This is a genomic window from Pseudomonas sp. SD17-1 (assembly GCF_029201585.1).
GTDB lineage: Bacteria > Pseudomonadota > Gammaproteobacteria > Pseudomonadales > Pseudomonadaceae > Aquipseudomonas > Aquipseudomonas palmensis.
In genome coordinates, this window is record NZ_CP104044.1 from 1,772,463 (window position 1) to 1,788,832 (window position 16,370).

Annotated in this window: 19 protein-coding genes; 14 read left to right on the forward strand and 5 right to left on the reverse strand. The window is 65.9% G+C overall.

Annotated features, from left to right (window positions below; genetic code table 11):
* Window positions 1–6 precede the first annotated feature (6 nt).
* From N0B28_RS08115 to N0B28_RS08145, 7 genes are all read left to right on the forward strand, one after another.
* Window positions 7–1,980, forward strand: coding sequence for a heme lyase CcmF/NrfE family subunit (locus N0B28_RS08115; protein WP_167400228.1), 1,974 nt, complete (start codon window positions 7–9; stop codon window positions 1,978–1,980).
* On the forward strand, window positions 1,977–2,513 hold the full coding sequence (locus N0B28_RS08120; RefSeq protein WP_043861843.1) for a DsbE family thiol:disulfide interchange protein: 537 nt from the start codon (window positions 1,977–1,979) through the stop codon (window positions 2,511–2,513). The genes N0B28_RS08115 and N0B28_RS08120 overlap by 4 nt, the downstream gene beginning before the upstream one ends.
* Window positions 2,510–2,986, forward strand: coding sequence for a cytochrome c-type biogenesis protein (locus N0B28_RS08125; RefSeq protein WP_043861844.1), 477 nt, complete (start codon window positions 2,510–2,512; stop codon window positions 2,984–2,986). The genes N0B28_RS08120 and N0B28_RS08125 overlap by 4 nt, the downstream gene beginning before the upstream one ends.
* Window positions 2,979–4,163, forward strand: coding sequence for a c-type cytochrome biogenesis protein CcmI (gene ccmI / locus N0B28_RS08130; RefSeq protein WP_275731360.1), 1,185 nt, complete (start codon window positions 2,979–2,981; stop codon window positions 4,161–4,163). The genes N0B28_RS08125 and ccmI overlap by 8 nt, the downstream gene beginning before the upstream one ends.
* A 10-nt stretch (window positions 4,164–4,173) precedes the next feature.
* Entirely contained in the window at window positions 4,174–4,584 is a 411-nt protein-coding gene (locus N0B28_RS08135) for a hypothetical protein (protein ID WP_043861846.1), read from the forward strand.
* A gap of 48 nt (window positions 4,585–4,632) precedes the next feature.
* Window positions 4,633–5,571, forward strand: coding sequence for a 2-hydroxyacid dehydrogenase (locus tag N0B28_RS08140; protein WP_088515609.1), 939 nt, complete (start codon window positions 4,633–4,635; stop codon window positions 5,569–5,571).
* Window positions 5,572–5,662: 91 nt separating this feature from the next.
* On the forward strand, window positions 5,663–6,076 hold the full coding sequence (locus N0B28_RS08145; protein WP_043861848.1) for a GFA family protein: 414 nt from the start codon (window positions 5,663–5,665) through the stop codon (window positions 6,074–6,076).
* On the opposite strand, the gene N0B28_RS08150 is transcribed toward N0B28_RS08145, so the two are convergent.
* Window positions 6,069–6,962, reverse strand: coding sequence for a LysR substrate-binding domain-containing protein (locus N0B28_RS08150; protein ID WP_275731365.1), 894 nt, complete (start codon window positions 6,960–6,962; stop codon window positions 6,069–6,071). The genes N0B28_RS08145 and N0B28_RS08150 overlap by 8 nt on opposite strands.
* 156 nt (window positions 6,963–7,118) lie before the next feature.
* On the opposite strand from N0B28_RS08150, the gene N0B28_RS08155 reads away from it, so the two are divergent.
* From N0B28_RS08155 to N0B28_RS08175, 5 genes are all read left to right on the forward strand, one after another.
* The gene (locus N0B28_RS08155) at window positions 7,119–8,051 is read left to right on the forward strand and encodes a DMT family transporter (RefSeq protein ID WP_116053244.1); all 933 of its coding nucleotides are present in this window, start codon (window positions 7,119–7,121) and stop codon (window positions 8,049–8,051) included.
* Window positions 8,052–8,142: 91 nt separating this feature from the next.
* Window positions 8,143–8,481, forward strand: a complete 339-nt coding sequence (locus N0B28_RS08160) for an FKBP-type peptidyl-prolyl cis-trans isomerase (RefSeq protein ID WP_043861851.1) — start codon at window positions 8,143–8,145, stop codon at window positions 8,479–8,481.
* Window positions 8,482–8,564: 83 nt separating this feature from the next.
* The gene (locus N0B28_RS08165; protein WP_078480293.1) at window positions 8,565–9,173 is read left to right on the forward strand and encodes a hypothetical protein; all 609 of its coding nucleotides are present in this window, start codon (window positions 8,565–8,567) and stop codon (window positions 9,171–9,173) included.
* 13 nt (window positions 9,174–9,186) lie between these two features.
* Window positions 9,187–9,774 (forward strand): hypothetical protein, encoded by a 588-nt coding sequence (locus N0B28_RS08170; RefSeq protein ID WP_043861853.1) that lies wholly within the window; start codon window positions 9,187–9,189, stop codon window positions 9,772–9,774.
* Between the two features lie 205 nt (window positions 9,775–9,979).
* Window positions 9,980–10,642, forward strand: a complete 663-nt coding sequence (locus N0B28_RS08175) for a hypothetical protein (RefSeq protein ID WP_058542044.1) — start codon at window positions 9,980–9,982, stop codon at window positions 10,640–10,642.
* 3 nt (window positions 10,643–10,645) lie between these two features.
* On the opposite strand, the gene N0B28_RS08180 is transcribed toward N0B28_RS08175, so the two are convergent.
* From N0B28_RS08180 to N0B28_RS08190, 3 genes are all read right to left on the reverse strand, one after another.
* Entirely contained in the window at window positions 10,646–11,323 is a 678-nt protein-coding gene (locus N0B28_RS08180) for a hypothetical protein (RefSeq protein ID WP_078480264.1), read from the reverse strand.
* Window positions 11,323–12,219 (reverse strand): hypothetical protein, encoded by an 897-nt coding sequence (locus N0B28_RS08185; protein ID WP_157811456.1) that lies wholly within the window; start codon window positions 12,217–12,219, stop codon window positions 11,323–11,325. Before N0B28_RS08185 ends, N0B28_RS08180 begins: the two co-directional genes overlap by 1 nt.
* A 98-nt stretch (window positions 12,220–12,317) precedes the next feature.
* On the reverse strand, window positions 12,318–12,755 hold the full coding sequence (locus N0B28_RS08190; RefSeq protein WP_043861856.1) for an Lrp/AsnC family transcriptional regulator: 438 nt from the start codon (window positions 12,753–12,755) through the stop codon (window positions 12,318–12,320).
* 131 nt (window positions 12,756–12,886) lie between these two features.
* Between N0B28_RS08190 and N0B28_RS08195 the strand changes: the two genes are divergently transcribed.
* Window positions 12,887–13,792 carry a DMT family transporter gene (locus N0B28_RS08195; RefSeq protein WP_213607219.1) on the forward strand — a complete coding sequence of 302 codons (906 nt, stop codon included), beginning with the start codon at window positions 12,887–12,889 and terminating at the stop codon, window positions 13,790–13,792.
* 81 nt (window positions 13,793–13,873) lie between these two features.
* Window positions 13,874–14,794, forward strand: a complete 921-nt coding sequence (locus N0B28_RS08200; protein ID WP_102063796.1) for a class I SAM-dependent methyltransferase — start codon at window positions 13,874–13,876, stop codon at window positions 14,792–14,794.
* A gap of 102 nt (window positions 14,795–14,896) precedes the next feature.
* Here N0B28_RS08200 and N0B28_RS08205 read toward each other — a convergent pair whose 3' ends face one another.
* Entirely contained in the window at window positions 14,897–16,348 is a 1,452-nt protein-coding gene (locus tag N0B28_RS08205; RefSeq protein WP_275731407.1) for a PepSY domain-containing protein, read from the reverse strand.
* Window positions 16,349–16,370 lie beyond the last annotated feature (22 nt).

The window sequence follows — 16,370 nt, forward strand, 5'->3', positions numbered from 1 at the left end:
GCACTGATGATTCCCGAGCTGGGCCAGTTGGCGATGATCCTGGCCATCTGTTTTGCCGGCGTTCAGGCCAGCGTGCCGCTGCTCGGCGCCTGGCGGGGCGACAGCCTGTGGATGAGCCTGGCACGCCCGGCGGCGTGGGGCCAGTTCGCCTTCCTGGCGTTTGCCTTCGCCTGCCTGACCCATGCCTTCATGACCGACAACTTCTCGGTGGCGTATGTGGCCAGCAACTCCAACAGCGCCTTGCCCTGGTACTACAAGTTCAGCGCCGTGTGGGGCGCCCACGAAGGCTCGCTGCTGCTGTGGGCGCTGATCCTGGGCGGCTGGACCTTCGCCGTGTCGATCTTCTCGCGCCAGTTGCCGCAGGTGATGCTGGCCCGGGTGCTGGCGGTGATGGGCATGATCAGCGTGGGCTTCCTGTCGTTTCTGATCGTTACCTCCAACCCGTTCCAGCGTCTGCTGCCGCAGGTGCCTGCCGATGGTCGCGACCTCAACCCCCTGCTGCAGGACATCGGCCTGATCGTGCACCCGCCGATGCTCTACATGGGCTACGTGGGCTTCTCGGTGGCCTTTGCCTTCGCCATCGCCGCATTGCTCGGCGGGCGCCTGGACGCGGCCTGGGCACGCTGGTCGCGGCCCTGGACCATCGTGGCCTGGGCGTTCCTGGGCATCGGCATCACCCTGGGCTCGTGGTGGGCCTACTACGAGCTCGGCTGGGGTGGCTGGTGGTTCTGGGACCCGGTCGAAAACGCCTCGTTCATGCCGTGGCTGGTGGGCACCGCACTGATCCACTCGCTGGCCGTCACCGAGAAGCGCGGCGTGTTCAAGAGCTGGACCGTGCTGCTGGCGATCGCTGCGTTTTCGCTGAGCCTGCTGGGCACCTTCCTGGTACGTTCCGGCGTGCTGACCTCGGTGCACGCCTTTGCCGCCGACCCCGAGCGCGGTGTGTTCATCCTGATCTTCCTGCTGTTCGTGGTCGGCGGTTCGCTGACCCTGTTCGCCTTGCGCGCCCCGGTGGTCAAGAGCCAGGTCGGGTTCGCCCTGTGGTCGCGGGAAACCCTGCTGCTGGCCAACAACCTGGTGCTGGTGGTGGCGGCCTCGATGATCCTGCTGGGCACCCTGTACCCGCTGGTGCTCGATGCACTGACCGGGGCCAAGCTGTCGGTGGGGCCGCCTTACTTCGATGCGCTGTTCATCCCGCTGATGGCCCTGCTGATGGTGGTGATGGCGGTCGGCGTGATCGTGCGCTGGAAGGACACCCCGACGAAATGGCTGGTGAGCATGCTCACCCCGGTGGCGATCGGCAGCGTGGTGCTGGCACCCATCGGCGGGCTGCTGGTGGACGACTTCGACTGGCAGGTACTGACCACCTTCGCCCTGGCGGCGTGGATCCTGCTGGCCGGCGTGCGCGACCTGCTCGACAAGACCCGTCACAAGGGCCTGCTCAAGGGCATGCGCGGCCTGAGCCGCAGCTACTGGGGCATGCACGTGGCGCACCTGGGCATCGCGGTATGCGCCCTGGGCGTGGTGCTGTCGAGCAACAACAGCGCCGAACGCGACCTGCGCCTGGCGCCGGGCGAGTCGATGGAACTGGGCGGCTACCAGTTCGTGTTCGAAGGCGCCAAGCATTTCGAAGGGCCGAACTTCACCTCCGACAAGGGCACCGTGCGCGTGCTGCGGGACGGTCGTGAAATCAGCGTGCTGCACCCGGAAAAACGCCTGTACACCGTGCAGCAGTCGGTGATGACCGAGGCCGGCATCGATGCCGGTTTTACCCGCGACCTGTACGTGGCGCTGGGCGAGTCGCTGGACAACGGCGCCTGGGCCGTGCGCGTGCACGTCAAGCCGTTCGTGCGCTGGATCTGGCTGGGCGGCCTGCTGACCGGCCTGGGCGGCCTGATGGCGGCGATGGACAAGCGGTATCGGGTCAAGGTGAAAAGCCGGGTACGTGAAGTACTGGGCATGTCGGGAGCAACTGCATGAAGCGTTGGATCATGGTGCTGCCGCTGGCGGTGTTTCTGCTGGTGGCAGTGTTTCTGTACCGGGGCCTGTACCTGGACCCGTCCGAGCTGCCCTCGGCGATGATCGGCAAACCCTTCCCGGCGTTCTCGCTGCCGACCGTGGAAGGCGACCGGACCCTGACCCGCGACGACCTGCTGGGCAAGCCGGCGCTGGTCAACGTGTGGGCCACCTGGTGCCCTTCGTGCAAGGTCGAGCACCCGGTGCTGAACAAGCTGGCCGAGCAGGGCGTGGTGATCTACGGGGTCAACTACAAGGACGAGAACGCGGCTGCGATCAAGTGGCTGACCGAGTTCCACAACCCCTACCAGATCGGCATCCGTGACGAGCACGGCACCCTCGGCCTGGACCTGGGTGTGTACGGCGCGCCGGAGACCTTCATCATCGACGCCAAGGGCATCATCCGGCACAAGTTCGTCGGTGTGGTCGACCAGACCGTGTGGCGCGAGCAACTGGCGCCGCTGTACCAGGGCCTGCTCGACGAGGCCGGCCAATGAGGCGCTGGCTGGCAGGCGCGCTGCTGGGCCTGAGCATCGCCGGCGTGGCCCACGCGGCCATCGACACCTATCAGTTCGCCGACGACGCCGAGCGCGAGCGTTACCACGTGCTGACCAAGGAACTGCGCTGCCCCAAGTGCCAGAACCAGGACATCGCCGACTCCAACGCACCGATTGCCGCCGACCTGCGCCGCGAGATCTTCCGCATGCTCGGCGAAGGCAAGGACAACCAGCAGATCATCGACTTCATGGTCGACCGCTATGGCGACTTCGTGCGCTACAAGCCGGCCCTGACGGCGCGTACCTGGCTGCTGTGGTTCGGCCCGGGCATCCTGCTGCTGGGCGGCTTCGGCATGCTGGCGCTGATCGTGCGCAAGCGCCGTACCCAGGCGGCGGGCGGCACCGTCGACCTTTCCCCCGAGGAGCGTGAGCGCCTCGCCAAACTGCTGGACAAAGAACGCACCCATGACTGAATTCTGGCTTCCCGCAGGCCTGCTGTTACTGGTAGCCCTGAGCTTTCTGCTGATCCCGGTGTTGCGCGTGCGTCGTGCGCAACAGGAAGAAGACCGTACCGCGTTGAACGTGGCCCTGTACCAGGAGCGGGTGGCCGAACTGCAGGCCCAGGGCGAGACCGGGGTGCTCACCGCCGAGCAACTGGACCGTGGCCGCGACGAGGCCGCCCGCGAGCTGCTGGCCGACACCGACAACGCCGAGCCCGACCGCAGTGCGCGCCTGGGCAAGACCTTGCCGCTGCTGGCCGCGGTGCTGGTGCCGGTGATGGGCCTCGGGCTGTACCTGCACTTTGGCGCCAGCGACAAGGTCGAGCTGACCCGCGAGTTCGCCCAGGCGCCGCAGTCGGTGCAGGAGATGACCTCGCGCCTGGAGCGTGCGGTGCAGGCCCAGCCAGACTCGGCCGAAGGCCTGTACCTGCTGGGCCGTGCCTACATGGCCCAGGAACGCGCCACCGATGCCGCCAAGGCCTTCGAGCGCGCTGCCGCCCTGGCCGGGCGTCAGCCTGAGCTGCTTGGACAATGGGCGCAGGCGCTGTACTTCGGTAACGGCAAGCAGTGGACAGCGCAGATGCAGGCGTTGACCGACGAAGCGCTCAAGGCCGATCCGGCGGAAGTCACCAGCCTGGGGCTGCTGGGTATCGCCGCGTTCGAGGACGGGCGCTACCAGCAGGCCATCGACTACTGGAACCGTCTGATTGCCCAGCTGCCCGAGGGCGATGCCTCGCGTGCCGCGCTGCAGGGCGGCATCGAGCGGGCTGGCGAACGGCTCAAGGCCGCGGGCCAGGCGCCGGCCACCAACGCACGCCTGACGGTGCGGGTCGAGCTGGCGCCGGCGCTCAAGGACAAGGTGCGTCCCGATGACAGCGTGTTCATCTTTGCCCGCGCCAGTTCCGGGCCGCCGATGCCGCTGGCGGCCAAGCGCGTGACCGTGGCCGACCTGCCGATCGAGGTTCAGCTCAGCGACAGCGATGCGATGATGCCGAACATGAAACTGTCGAGCTTCCCCGAAGTCCAACTGGTTGCGCGCGTCTCCCGTGCCGGCCAGCCGACCAAGGGCGAGTGGATCGGCCGTGGCAGCCCGCTGGCCAGCAGCACCGAGGCGCCGCAGCACCTGACCATCGACAGCCCGGACCCGTAGAGAGCTCACTATGAACAGCATCGCACGCCTCACCCTGATCGCCCTGGCCGTGGGCTTGAGTGCGTGTACGGTGCATCGGCCCAGCGAGCCCACTGTGCCGCCGATCGAAACCCTGCCGCCGACCGGGCCGGTGATCAAGCCGGTGCCGGGGCCCAAGCCAGGTACCCCGGCCACGCTGCCGACGCCCAAGCCGATGCCACGCACCTCGGCAAGCTTCGCGCCGCCGCCGGGTGGCGCCAGCCACTGGGACCCGAAACTCGGGGTGTACGTGCTCGAAGGCAAGACCAACACCTTCTACCGCCAACGCACCTACTACCGCTTCAGCAATGGCTGGAGCTGGGCCACCAGCCCTGACGGCCCCTGGCAGGACACCGACAGCAGCGGCGTGCCGGGCGGCCTGGGACGGGCTTTCGCCCAGTAAGCCCAAGCCGGCATAATGCCCCTTTTGCGAATGGCCAGGGGGCACGGCATGACACACAAGGTACTGGTGCTGGTAGAAACGGTGGATGACTACCTGCCCTTGCTCGAACAGGCCGGCTTCGAGCTGATTCGTGCACAGACCCCGGCCCTGCGTGCCGAGGCCATCGCCCGCCACGGCGGCGCAATCGATGCGGTACTGACCCGCGGGCCGCTGGGCTTGCGAGCCGACGAAATCGCCGCCTTGCCCCATCTGAAAATCATCTGCGTCATCGGCGCCGGCTACGAGGAAGTGGACCTGGCAGCGGCTGCTGCGCGTGGCATCACCGTGACCAATGGCGCCGGTGCCAACGCCACGGCGGTGGCCGACCATGCCCTGGCGCTGCTGTTCGCCATCGTGCGCGATATTCCCCGTGCCGATGCCACCACCCGCCAGGGGCAGTGGAACCGTGTGATCAGCCCGTCGCTGAGCGGCAAGCGCCTCGGGGTACTGGGCCTTGGCGCGACGGGGTTGGCGATTGCCCGGCGTGCGGCGCTGGGCTTCGACATGCAGGTCAGCTACCACAACCGCCGGCCACGCACCGACGTGCCCTACACCTGGTGCGAAAGCCCGCTGGCGCTGGCGGGGGCGGTGGACTTTCTGATCGTTGCCACCCCGGGCGGGGCCGGTACGCGCCACCTGGTCGACGCGGCGGTGCTGGACGCACTGGGGCCTCAGGGTTTTCTGGTGAACATTGCGCGGGCCAGCGTGGTGGACACCGATGCGATGGTGGCGGCGTTGCGCGAAGGGCGTATTGCCGGGGCCGGGCTCGATGTGTTCGATGCCGAGCCTGAAGTGCCGCAGGCACTCAAGGCGCTGGACAACGTGGTGCTGACCCCGCATGTGGCCGGACAGTCGCCGGAAGCGGCGCGCGACACGGTGGCGCTGGTGCTGCGCAACCTGCAGGCGTTCTTTGCCGGGGAACCGGTGTTGACCCCGGTGACGGCGTAATCCGCTGTAGGAGCCGGCCTTGCCGGCGAAAGGGCCGGGGCCGACTGCTGCTAGACTTCAGCCCTACCGCTCACCGCAAGGACCCTGCACCATGTCCCAACCCCAGGAAAAACACGGCAGCTGCCTGTGCGGCGCCATTCACCTCAGCGTCAGCCTCGACAACGCCAGTGTCAGCGCCTGCCATTGCAGCATGTGCCGCAAATGGTCCGGTGGCCCGTTGATGGTGGTGCACAGCACCCAGACCCTCAGGCTCAGCGGCGACACCCCGCGCATCTACGATTCCTCCGAGTGGGCCCAGCGCGGCTTCTGCGGCACCTGCGGCACCCACCTGTTCTATCGCCTCAAGGCCGGCGGCTTCGACGCCGTGCCGGTGGGCGTGCTCGATGGCGAGAGTGACTGGGCGCTGGAACTGCAGATCTACATCGATCAGAAGCCGGGCTACTACTGCTTCGCCAACCAGACCCGGACCCTCACCGGCGCCGAGGTGCAAGCGCAGTTCAGTTGAGCGCAAGCAACCAGTCCCTGAACACCTGGGCCGCCGGCGAGCACACGCGCTGCCTGTCGTGCACCAGGTAGTCGGCCTGGCCGGTGTGCACGACGAACTCCGACACCGGCCGCACCTGCCCGCTGGCGATGCACTCGCGGGCCATGAACTCCCAGCCCAACCCCACCCCCATGCCCTGCATCACTGCGTCGAACACCAGGGTGATCTGATTGAATGTCACCGCATCGGCCGGCGCCTTGTAGCGCACCCCCAGGTGCGCGAACCAGTCGGGCCAATCCAGACAGTTCCAGGCCGAGGCATCCAGCTGGATCAGCGGCAGGGCCTGCAGCGCCGCCAGCGAATCGGCTGGCGGCAGGGCCCGCTGGGTGCTGACGATGGGGTAGATGCATTCATCGAACAGCTTGTCGGCCTGCAGTGAACTCCAGCGGCCATGGCCGTACAGCACGCCGAAGTCATAGTTGCCCACCACGCGTTCATCCATCTCGTTGCTGGCATGGATGTTCACTGTCAGCTCGGGGTGCTGTGCGTTGAAGCGCAGCAGCCGCGGGAACAACCAGTACTGTGCCACCGCATGGGTGCAGATCACGCTGACATTGCGGCTGCCGTGCCCGCTTTTGAGGCGCAATACGTTGGCCAGCAGGCTGTCGAGCATCGGCTCGACGATGGCATTGAAGCCACTGCCGGCGGCGGTCAGGGTGATGCCGCGGGCGCGGCGTTCGAACAGCGGCGCACCCAGGTGTTCTTCAAGCAGCTTGATCTGTTTGCTCACCGCGCTCTGGGTCAGCGACAGCTCGGCGGCGGCGCGGGTGAAGCTGCCGGTGCGTACCACCGCCTCGAAAGCGATCAGGGTATCCAGCGGGGGCAGGTGACGGCTGAAGCGGCTCATTGCGGTGTCTTTGGTTCAGGGAATGGCTGGATGGTAAACCCGGTGCTTTGCGCTTTAAAGGTATTCCCCATGGGAATGCCTGCATGCCGAATGATCTTTTGCCTGGACGCCTGCATTTGGCTAGCCTGCGTGCTCTGAAAAACGAGGAGCAGGCAAGTGAAACGGGGTGTGGCGTATGCCGGCGTGGCCGGTGCGATGTGGGGCATGGTGCTGATGGTGCCGCAACTGCTGCCGGAGTTCAGCCCGGTGCTGCTGGCCTGTGCGCGGTTCGTCCTGCTGGGGGCGGTATCGCTCGCGCTGCTGCTGCCAATGCGCAAGGCGCTGCGTCAGCTCGAACGGGCAGACGTGTGGATGCTGGCGCGCCTGGCGCTGATCGGCAACCTGCTGTACTTCATGTGCCTGGTGGCGGCGATCCAGCGCCTGGGCGTGGCGCCGGCATCGCTGATCGTTGGTGTGCTGCCGCTGACTATCACCCTGTACGGGCGCAATGACAGCGGCGCGGTGGCCCTGTCGCGCCTGGCCGGGCCGCTGGCGCTGATCCTGGCGGGCATGCTGTGCATCAACCTGCAGACCTTCGCGGTGGAGCCGGGGGCGGTGCAGGACAAGCTCGCCGGGCTGCTCTATGCGCTGGCCGCGCTAGCGTGCTGGACCTGGTACGCCACCTACAACAGCCGCTATCTCAAGCAGTGCCGGCACCTGGACAGCCATCAGTGGTCGGTGCTCACCGGGGTGGTGACCGGCGTGTTCAGCCTGGTGCTGGTGGCGCTGCTGTGGGTGTGGCAGCCGCAGCAGTTGCAGGTGCAGGCCACTGCTGAGCGCTGGCAGCTGTTCTGGGCGTTCAGCCTGGGTTGCGCGTTGTTTGGCTCGTGGCTGGCGGGGGTGTTGTGGAATGCGGCAGCCAAGCGCATGCCGCTGACCCTGAGCGGGCAGTTGATCGTGTTCGAGACCCTGTTTGCCTTGCTGTATGCGTTCATCTGGCGCCAGAGCGGGCCGAACCTGCTGGAGAGCGCGGCGATCGTGCTGGTGGTGGGCGGGGTGTGCTGGTCGATGCGCCAGCACGAGCCGGTGACAGCCAGCGCCACCTCATGATCCGCGTTCGCTCCCCACAGCCTTGCAAAACACGGCCATTGCTGCGAAAACGCATCGGCAGAAAACGTCCCATAGCCGTCAGAGATCACCCATGAGCAACGAACTTCAAATCATCGACCTCCAGTTGGGCGACGGCAAGGCGGCCGTCAAGGGGGCACTGATCACCACCCAGTACACCGGCTGGCTGGACGATGGCAGCGTATTCGATTCCTCCCACCAACGCGGCAAGCCGTTCCAGTGCGTGATCGGCACCGGCCGCGTGATCAAGGGCTGGGACCAGGGCCTGATGGGCATGCAGGTGGGCGGCAAGCGCAAGCTGATCGTGCCGGCGCACCTGGGTTACGACGCGCGTAGCGTAGGCAGCATCCCACCGAATTCGACCCTCACCTTCGAGATCGAGCTGCTCGAGGTCCTCACCCGCGACGATTGAGGGCTGAGTCATTCTCATTACAGTCTTTGGCCCTGATGCCGATAACAGCCTGTCTCTCACCCGAAGCAAGGACATTTTGCGTGCTGCGTACTTTCTGTTTTCTTTTCCTGGCCTGCCTCGGCCTTACCGGTTGCTACTCCTTCACACCGGTGGGCCCGATCGGCGAACCGGTCACCGTGGCCGACAACACTGCACAGCGGGGCGCCCAGATCGCCGACGTGGCCATCACCGCGCCCGACCTCAAGGATGACGTGCGCCTGAACATCAGCCGCCAGCTCACCGCACAGATCAGCCACTACGTCGACCGCGGCGAGTACTTCACCAAACTGGTGGAATTTCCCGCCACCCTGGGCGAGCAGGATGTAGTGCTCAAGTTCACCATCACCTCGCTCAAGGGCAAGCGCACCACGCACCCCGGTTACGTTCCCGGCGCGTTGGTGACGCTGACGTTCTGGATCTGGTTCAACGGCCCGATCTATGTCGACAAGTACGACCTGGCCGGCGAGCTGGTGATCGAAGACCGCGACGGCAAGCGCCTCACCCGCGTCACCGAGCAGGTCAAGCTCGACAACAATGTCGGCCTGTACGACAACGACTATGCCAACGGCAGCCTGGGGGGCGTGCAGTTGCGTCAGCTGATCACCAGGTTGCTCGACACCGCGACGGCTGCCCCGCAATTGGCCACTCACTGAAAGGAATTCAACCATGCGTCATTGCCTAATGGCCCTGTTGCTGGCCCTCAGCACGGCCCTGACCGGCTGCATCAGCTACTCCCAGCACCAGTTGCCGGTGGTCGAAGCCTGGCCGCCGCTGCCTGCCGCCGATGCGGCGCCCGCGCACAAGACCGCCTATGTGCGCTTCAATACACTGTACGAGTTCAACGGCCAGCCGCGCGCCAGCAACGCCAACCTGATGCGTTTCGAAAAGACCCTGGTGCAGAGCTATGAACAGAGCGAGCGCTTCACACGGGTGACCAGCGAGAAGGTCGACTCTGACGTGTACGCCTACGTCACGCTCAGGAACAACGAGCAAGGCAACGTGCTGGCGGCGACGCTGACCGGTGCGACGCTGTTCATCATCCCGTCCACCTTCGACAACACCCTGACCCTGGAGACGCTGTACAAGGACCGTGAAGGCAAACTCATCGGCAAGGTCAGCAAGAGCGAAACCATCACCACCTGGATGCAATTGCTGTTGATCTTCGCGGTGCCGTTCAACGATTCGGGCGATGCCATCATCGAGCACCTGAGCCGCAGTTCGGTTGAAGAAGCGATCCGGCGCAAGCTGATCTGAGCGTCATCATCGCGAAACATCCCTGCGCCAGACTGGCGCGGGCTCAAGGCAGAGCCGGCACGGATGAACCAAACGGGTTTGCGACACTCTCAAGCACGCCCGTTTCCACGGATGGAACGACAGACAGGGATCACCCCGCAGCCCCGGCTGCGGGGTGGCACAGGCGGGTCAGCCTCAACCCTATTTGTCGCAAAGAGCCCGTGCCATGAAGTTGCCCTCCTTTTTTCGGCGTTATCGCCCTGCGCTGTTTTCCGTTCCGCTGGTCGTCGGCGCCACCCTGCTGACCTTCGAAGCGCTCGAAAGCCGAGCCCAGCCGGTGGACGGCACCCAGACCCTGGTCTTCCTGCGCCATGCAGAAAAGCCCGGCGAAGGCCTCGGGCAACTGAACTGCCAGGGCCTCAACCGCGCCCTGGACCTGGCCACTCTGCTCCCGGAAAAATTCGGCCCCGCCGACTACGTGTTTGCCGCCAACCCCAGCCGCGAAGTGGAGGAGGGCAGCAACGACAATGCCTACAGCTATATCCGTCCGCTGATGACCATCAGCCCGAGCGCGATCAAGCTCGGCCTGCCGGTGAACATCGACTTCGGCGCCAACGACACCGGCGACCTGGCCGACGAGCTGCTGCAGGACAAGTACCGCAACGCCACGGTCTACACCGCGTGGTCACACGGCTACCTGCCCGAGCTGATCAACACCGTGGCCGGCAAGGCGCTGGGCGAAAAACGCACCATCACCGACGACTGGGACGGCGAGGATTTCGACTCGCTGTATGTGCTGACCCTGACCTGGCACGACGGCAAGGCCAGCCTGCTCAGCCGCAACTACAAGCAGGGGCTGGACAACGGCGACCTCGCCTGCCCGAGCTGAGGGCTAGTTCACCACCTCGAAGCGTGCGCTGGCCTCGCGCCACTCGAACGTCTTGCCCAGGCAATACGGGCTGGAAGGGATGAGCACCTGGGTGGCGCCACCCTGCAGGCGTACCTGGACGGTGTCGATACCCTTGCTGCGACAGCCCGGCACCTTCACCTCCAGCGTCTGCTGCAGCTTGCCGGTGGCCTTGTCCATCACCTGGATGGTTTCGAGGGCGGCATAGTCCATGTCCATCGGCAACTGGAAGTAGAAGCGTTCGGTGGATGCGGCCTGGGGCAGTACCGCGCCCGACGAGGGTGTCTGCAGGCCGATGTCGGCCACCAGCTTGAGCGTGAAGGGCAGCTGCTTGCCGCTGGCGTAGGCGGTCCAGGTGCCTTGCAGCGGCTGGGCACGGCTGCTGAAATCGGCTTTCTGGAAATGCAGGCGCGCGGTGGGCAGGCCGCCGCTGTCCAGTTCGTCCATGGCGAAGTTGTAGGTGTCGGTGTTGCGCGTGGGCTTGAGCCGGATCGGCGTGTGGTAGCGCTCGTAGTAGTAGATACCGGTCACGTAGTCGTTGGTGCGCTCGATCACCAGCGTCACCGGCAACCCGCCGAGTTTGCCCTGGTACACGGAATGGTAGGCCAGGGCATTGGCGCTCAGGCACAGCAGCAGGCAGGCGAACAGGGTACGAAACGGCATCAGAAAGGCTCCACGCTGTGGCGCTGCCACACCAGTTGCTTGGGGTCGACGAAGTGGTAGTACTGCCAGTCGCTGGTCCCGGTGTCGTAGTTGCTGCCCTGGCGCTGGGCTACCCAGCCGGGGGCGGGGAACTTGAGCGCGCCCTTGTCGCCCAGCGCTTCGAGTTCGGTGTGGCGTTGGTAGGTATTGCTGGTGGGCTGGTACAGGTAGAACTGGTCCGGCTCCTGGTTGGCGCCGCCGGTGGCGCGCTGGCCGATGGGCGAGGCCCTGAAGTCGATGATGCCGTCACCGTTGTAGTCGGCGAAGGTCAGGGTGCGGGTGCCGTTGAACGCCAGCGCCAGGTTGTCCAGCACCTGCAGTGTGCTGCCGCTGGCGAGGTCGATGATGGTGATGCGATCGACCTTGCCGGTGTATTCGCCCTCGGCCTTGCTGGCGTGCACATAGAAGCTCTTGCCGCGGTTCTGCGGCTGTTGCAGCAGCGCGCCTTGCCAGCTGGAGCGCTGCTCGTCGCTGAAGCGAGTCTGGCGCGTGAGGCTGAAGGGCACACGTTCCCGGGTGCGCAGGTCGATCCATTCGCCACTGAAGTCGCGATCGTGCGTGAACACGAAGGGGCGCACCCGCAATGCTGCGGCGGGCATGCGCGGGTTGTCCATGATGTTGATCAGCAGTGGCACGTCCTTGCTGTAGGGCGTCACTTCCAGTGGCTGGCTGGTGTGGTGCTCGGTGTCCAGCAGGTAGCCTTGCACGTACTCGTACTGCGAGGTGTATTGCAGGGCGACCTCGACCTTGCGCTCGCCGAGGGTGCCCTGGTACAGGTTGATCGGGTCGGTGGCGTGGGCGCTGGTGAAGGCCAGCGCCAGGCCCAGCATGCAGAGGGGCCTTGGGAAAGCGAACATGGTGACGATGCGTCCTTGCGGGAGAGGGGCGCAAGGCTAGCATATGTGTGGAACGTGCCGTTGCTCTGCGAATCCCGCGCCGCCCGCCAGTATGGCGCTTATGCCATCGGCGGCAGCCGTCGCTTCACCGGGCTTTTCTTGACGATGGCGGTGTTGGTTTCGGCGTGGCTGTTGAGCTTGTCGAGCAAGGTGTCGAGCTGCTCCATCGAGCGTACATGCAGGCGCGCGATGAAGCAGTCGTCACCCGTGACCTTGTCGCACTCGGTGAACTCGGGGATGGCGATGATCTGGCGCTCCACCTCCTGCAACTGCCCCGGCAACGGACGAATGCGCACGATGGCCTGCAACTGGTACCCGAAGCTGCGCGGGTCGATGTCGACCGTGTAGCCCTTGAGCACGCCGCGTTCTTCCAGGCGACGCAGGCGCTCGCTGACGCTGGGCGCCGACAGCCCGCTCAGGTGCGCCAGCGCCTTGAGCGAACGCCGCGAGTCTTCCATCAGCGCCTTGATCAACAGCTGGTCGATATCGTCAGTCATGCAATCCTCGTCAGGCAGATCAATGAAATTGCCTTGATAAAAAAGGCAAGGCTTGAGTCTAGCCTTGTTTTTGCTATGGAGTGCCCTGGCTTCTTGCTCGCATAATCTGTCCATCGTCTGGGAGGTGAGAGATGGACAATTCAATACGCCGTGGGTCGTTGGAAATGGTCGCCGCGATGCTGATATCCGGCACCATCGGCTGGTTCGTGCTGGTGTCGGGGCAACCGGTGCTGGACGTGGTGTTCTGGCGCTGCGTGTTCGGCGCCGGCACGCTGTTGCTGGTGTGCGCCGTGCTGGGCTTTCTGCGGCCGGGCATCCTCACACGTGCCAGCTTTGCCCTGGCGGTACTCAGCGGGGTGGCCATCGTGGGCAACTGGGTGCTGCTGTTCGGCTCCTATTCACGGGCCTCGATTGCCATCGGTACGGCGGTGTACAACGTGCAGCCGTTCATGCTGGTGGGGCTGGCGGCGGTGTTTCTGGGTGAAAAGCTCAGTGTGCCCAAGCTGTTCTGGCTGGGGGTGTCGTTTGCCGGGATGCTGGCCATTGTGAGTGCCCACGGCAGCGGGCAGGGCAGTGGCGAGGATTACCTGCCGGGCATCGCGCTGGCGCTGGGCGCGGCGTTTCTGTACGCGGTGGCCGCGCTGATCATCAAGCGCCTGAGTGGCACGCCGCCGCACCTGATCGCGCTGATCCAGGTGAGCACCGGCATCCTGTTGCTGGCGCCCTTTGCCAATACCGGCGGCCTGCCGGGCACTGCGGGGGCGCTGGCCAGCCTGGTGACGCTGGGTATCGTGCACACCGGCCTGATGTACGTGCTGCTGTATGGCGCCATCCAGAAACTGCCGACCGCGTTGACCGGGGCGCTGTCGTTCATCTACCCGATTGCGGCGATCTTCGTCGACTGGTTCGCCTTTGGCCATCGCTTGAGCGCGCTGCAATGGCTGGGGGTGGCAGCGATTCTGCTGGCGGCTGCCGGCATGCAGCAGGGCTGGTGGTGGAGGGCGAGCGGCAAGCTGCACGCCACAAGCGACAAGTAAACAGGCGCCCGGCGCAAACTTGTCGCTTGCTGCGTGAAGCTTGCCGCTAAAATAGCCCTTTTTGTCCCAGTGAATCCTGCCATGCCGATTGCCACCCTTCACGCCCACCTGCTCGGTGCCCTGAACCCTGCGCCTGCCGAAACCCGGCGCCTGTTCCATGGGCGCGGGCGCTGCTGGCCGGGGCTCGAACAGATCACCGTGGACTGGCTGCAGGGCGTGCTGCTGGTCTCGCTGTTTCGCGAACCGCCCGAAGGGCAACTGGCCACGCTGGAGCAGATGCTGCGCACCCTGGCCGCCAGCCCTGGCTGGCCCGGGCAGGCGATCCTGATTCAGCACCGCTACCTGCCCGACAGCCCCGGCCAGTGGTTGCTGGGCGAGCCGAGCGAGCACCGGGTGATCGACGAGGATGGCCTGCGCTATCAGCTGGACCTGGGCCTGAAGCAGAACACCGGGCTGTTCCTGGACATGCGCTATGGCCGGCGCTGGGTGCGGGAGCAGGCGGCGGGCAAGCGGGTGCTCAACCTGTTCGCCTACACCTGCGGGTTTTCGGTGGCAGCGATTGCCGGGGGGGCCGAGCAGGTGATCAACCTCGATATGGCGCGCTCGGCCCTGAGCCGCGGGCGCGACAACCATCGGCTCAACGGGCATGACCTGGGGCGGGTGGGGTTTCTGGGGCATGAGCTGTTCAAGTCATGGGGCAAGGTGCGCAAGAGCGGGCCGTATGACCTGATCATCATCGACCCGCCGACGTTCCAGAAGGGCAGCTTTGTGCTGACCCAGGACTACAGCAAGATCCTGCGCCGCCTGCCGGAGCTGTTGAATGAAGGCGGCACGGTGCTGGCGTGCGTGAACGACCCGGCCATCGGGCCTGACTTTCTGATCGAGGGGATGGCAGCCGAGGCGCCGGGGCTGGTGTTCGTGGAGCGTCTGGCCAACCCACCGGAGTTTGCGGACAGTGATCCGGTGGGCGGGCTGAAGGCGCTGGTGTTTCGCCAGGGGTGAATCTGTTTTGCCAGTGCTGGCCTATCGCGGGTCAAGCCCGCTCCCACAAGGATTGGCGCTAACCCTGTGGGAGCGGGCTTGACCCGCGATGCGATCCGAAGGCTAGCGGCGCAAACGCCGCCACCCCATCACCACACCACTCACGCTCAGCACCAGCCCACCCAGGCTGAGCACGATCATCCACCCATCCCACAAAGGCCGCCGCGTCAGCAGCGGTAGCCAGTCCCAGCTGTGCAGCAACGCGAACAGCCAGCGTGACGCGCGCCGTGGCTGGTCCAGTTGCCCCAGTACTTCACCGGTGTACAGGTCCAGATGCAGCCAGGTCTGCGCCGGGTCGTCGAAGCGCACCCGCAGCACCGGCAGACGCTTTTCAAGATGCCCGAGCATGCTCTGCTCGGCCCGCGCGTAGTAGTAGAAGTCGTAGGCCTCCAACTGCTGCACCTGCATCGCCGGCCCGATCGCCCGCGCCGCCTGCTCCAGCACCGCCCGTGGCAGACGCTGCAGCACCTGGCCGTCGTGCATCGACAGTACCCGCGTGCGTCCCGCGCCGTCCTGGCCCACCACATACCCCGCGCCCCCGATCAGCCGCCACTCCAGCTCGCGGGCGGTGAAGCCCTGGTCGGCAAAGCGCGCCAGTGCCTGGGGCACCGACAGCGGGAACGCCGCCGCATTCAGCGGCCCGCCCTGATACGCCGAGGTATCCAGCGGCTGCGCACTGCTGAACAGCCGCCACGGGTTCATCGACATCAGCCCACTGAAAATCCAGGTGATGGCCAGGGCACCGAACAGCAACCCGCCCACATGGTGCCAGCGTGCCCAGCCCTTGTACGGCGAACGCGAACCGCTGCGGTAGGGCCGGCTGAAACGCCAGCGCATCACCCCCACCACCGCGCCCAGCAGCGCCATCACGCTGGCTGCCAGCGACAGGTAGATCACCAGGTTGCTCCACAGCCCGTCCAGGCCGATGCCGCGCAATGGATACAGCCAGTGCAGCCAGGCGCCGATCAGGTTCCAGCCGCGCTCGCTGGCGCTGGCATCGCGCACCACTTCGCCGGTCTGGCCGCTGATGTACAGCAAGGTGCCGTCCGTATCGCTCAACTGCACGCGATGCAGCGGCCGGTGCGCATCCAGTGCGCGCGAATGGCTCCACAGGTCTTCCTGCACCGCGTCGCGATAGGTCAGCGGCGCATGCGGGTCGTATTGCCCGGCACTGGCCAGCGCCCGTTCGCGGTTGGTGGGGGCGATGCGCTGGCCGCTGCGTGCGTCCACCGCCACGGCCTCGCCGCTGGCATAGTCGAACAGGTAAAGCGCCTGCCCGGCCACGCTGCTCAGGCGTATGCGTGCAGGTTGCGGATCGGCCACCGCCAGCGCCTCGCCCAGCGAGACGCAACAGCCCTGCGCCGACAGCGCCGGCAGGTGCGCCAGGTGCTCGCGCGGGGTCAGCTTGGGGTAGCCCACGTACAGCATCACCATGCCCGAGACGAACCACAGCGCCATGAACACGCAGGTCACGATCCCCAGCCAGCGATGCCACAGATACAGATAACGCTTCATTGCAACGCTCCATCAGGGCCAG

Excerpts from the sequence above, each read along its gene's own strand:
- N0B28_RS08115 (WP_167400228.1), top strand. The coding sequence starts at position 7 with ATGATTCCCGAGCTGGGCCAGTTGGCGATGATCCTGGCCATCTGTTTT.
- N0B28_RS08120 (WP_043861843.1), top strand. The coding sequence starts at position 1,977 with ATGAAGCGTTGGATCATGGTGCTGCCGCTGGCGGTGTTTCTGCTGGTG.
- N0B28_RS08125 (WP_043861844.1), top strand. The coding sequence starts at position 2,510 with ATGAGGCGCTGGCTGGCAGGCGCGCTGCTGGGCCTGAGCATCGCCGGC.
- ccmI (WP_275731360.1), top strand. The coding sequence starts at position 2,979 with ATGACTGAATTCTGGCTTCCCGCAGGCCTGCTGTTACTGGTAGCCCTG.
- N0B28_RS08135 (WP_043861846.1), top strand. The coding sequence starts at position 4,174 with ATGAACAGCATCGCACGCCTCACCCTGATCGCCCTGGCCGTGGGCTTG.
- N0B28_RS08140 (WP_088515609.1), top strand. The coding sequence starts at position 4,633 with ATGACACACAAGGTACTGGTGCTGGTAGAAACGGTGGATGACTACCTG.
- N0B28_RS08145 (WP_043861848.1), top strand. The coding sequence starts at position 5,663 with ATGTCCCAACCCCAGGAAAAACACGGCAGCTGCCTGTGCGGCGCCATT.
- N0B28_RS08150 (WP_275731365.1), bottom strand. The coding sequence starts at position 6,962 with ATGAGCCGCTTCAGCCGTCACCTGCCCCCGCTGGATACCCTGATCGCT.
- N0B28_RS08160 (WP_043861851.1), top strand. The coding sequence starts at position 8,143 with ATGAGCAACGAACTTCAAATCATCGACCTCCAGTTGGGCGACGGCAAG.
- N0B28_RS08170 (WP_043861853.1), top strand. The coding sequence starts at position 9,187 with ATGCGTCATTGCCTAATGGCCCTGTTGCTGGCCCTCAGCACGGCCCTG.
- N0B28_RS08175 (WP_058542044.1), top strand. The coding sequence starts at position 9,980 with ATGAAGTTGCCCTCCTTTTTTCGGCGTTATCGCCCTGCGCTGTTTTCC.
- N0B28_RS08180 (WP_078480264.1), bottom strand. The coding sequence starts at position 11,323 with ATGCCGTTTCGTACCCTGTTCGCCTGCCTGCTGCTGTGCCTGAGCGCC.
- N0B28_RS08185 (WP_157811456.1), bottom strand. The coding sequence starts at position 12,219 with ATGTTCGCTTTCCCAAGGCCCCTCTGCATGCTGGGCCTGGCGCTGGCC.
- N0B28_RS08190 (WP_043861856.1), bottom strand. The coding sequence starts at position 12,755 with ATGACTGACGATATCGACCAGCTGTTGATCAAGGCGCTGATGGAAGAC.
- N0B28_RS08195 (WP_213607219.1), top strand. The coding sequence starts at position 12,887 with ATGGACAATTCAATACGCCGTGGGTCGTTGGAAATGGTCGCCGCGATG.
- N0B28_RS08200 (WP_102063796.1), top strand. The coding sequence starts at position 13,874 with ATGCCGATTGCCACCCTTCACGCCCACCTGCTCGGTGCCCTGAACCCT.
- N0B28_RS08205 (WP_275731407.1), bottom strand. The coding sequence starts at position 16,348 with ATGAAGCGTTATCTGTATCTGTGGCATCGCTGGCTGGGGATCGTGACC.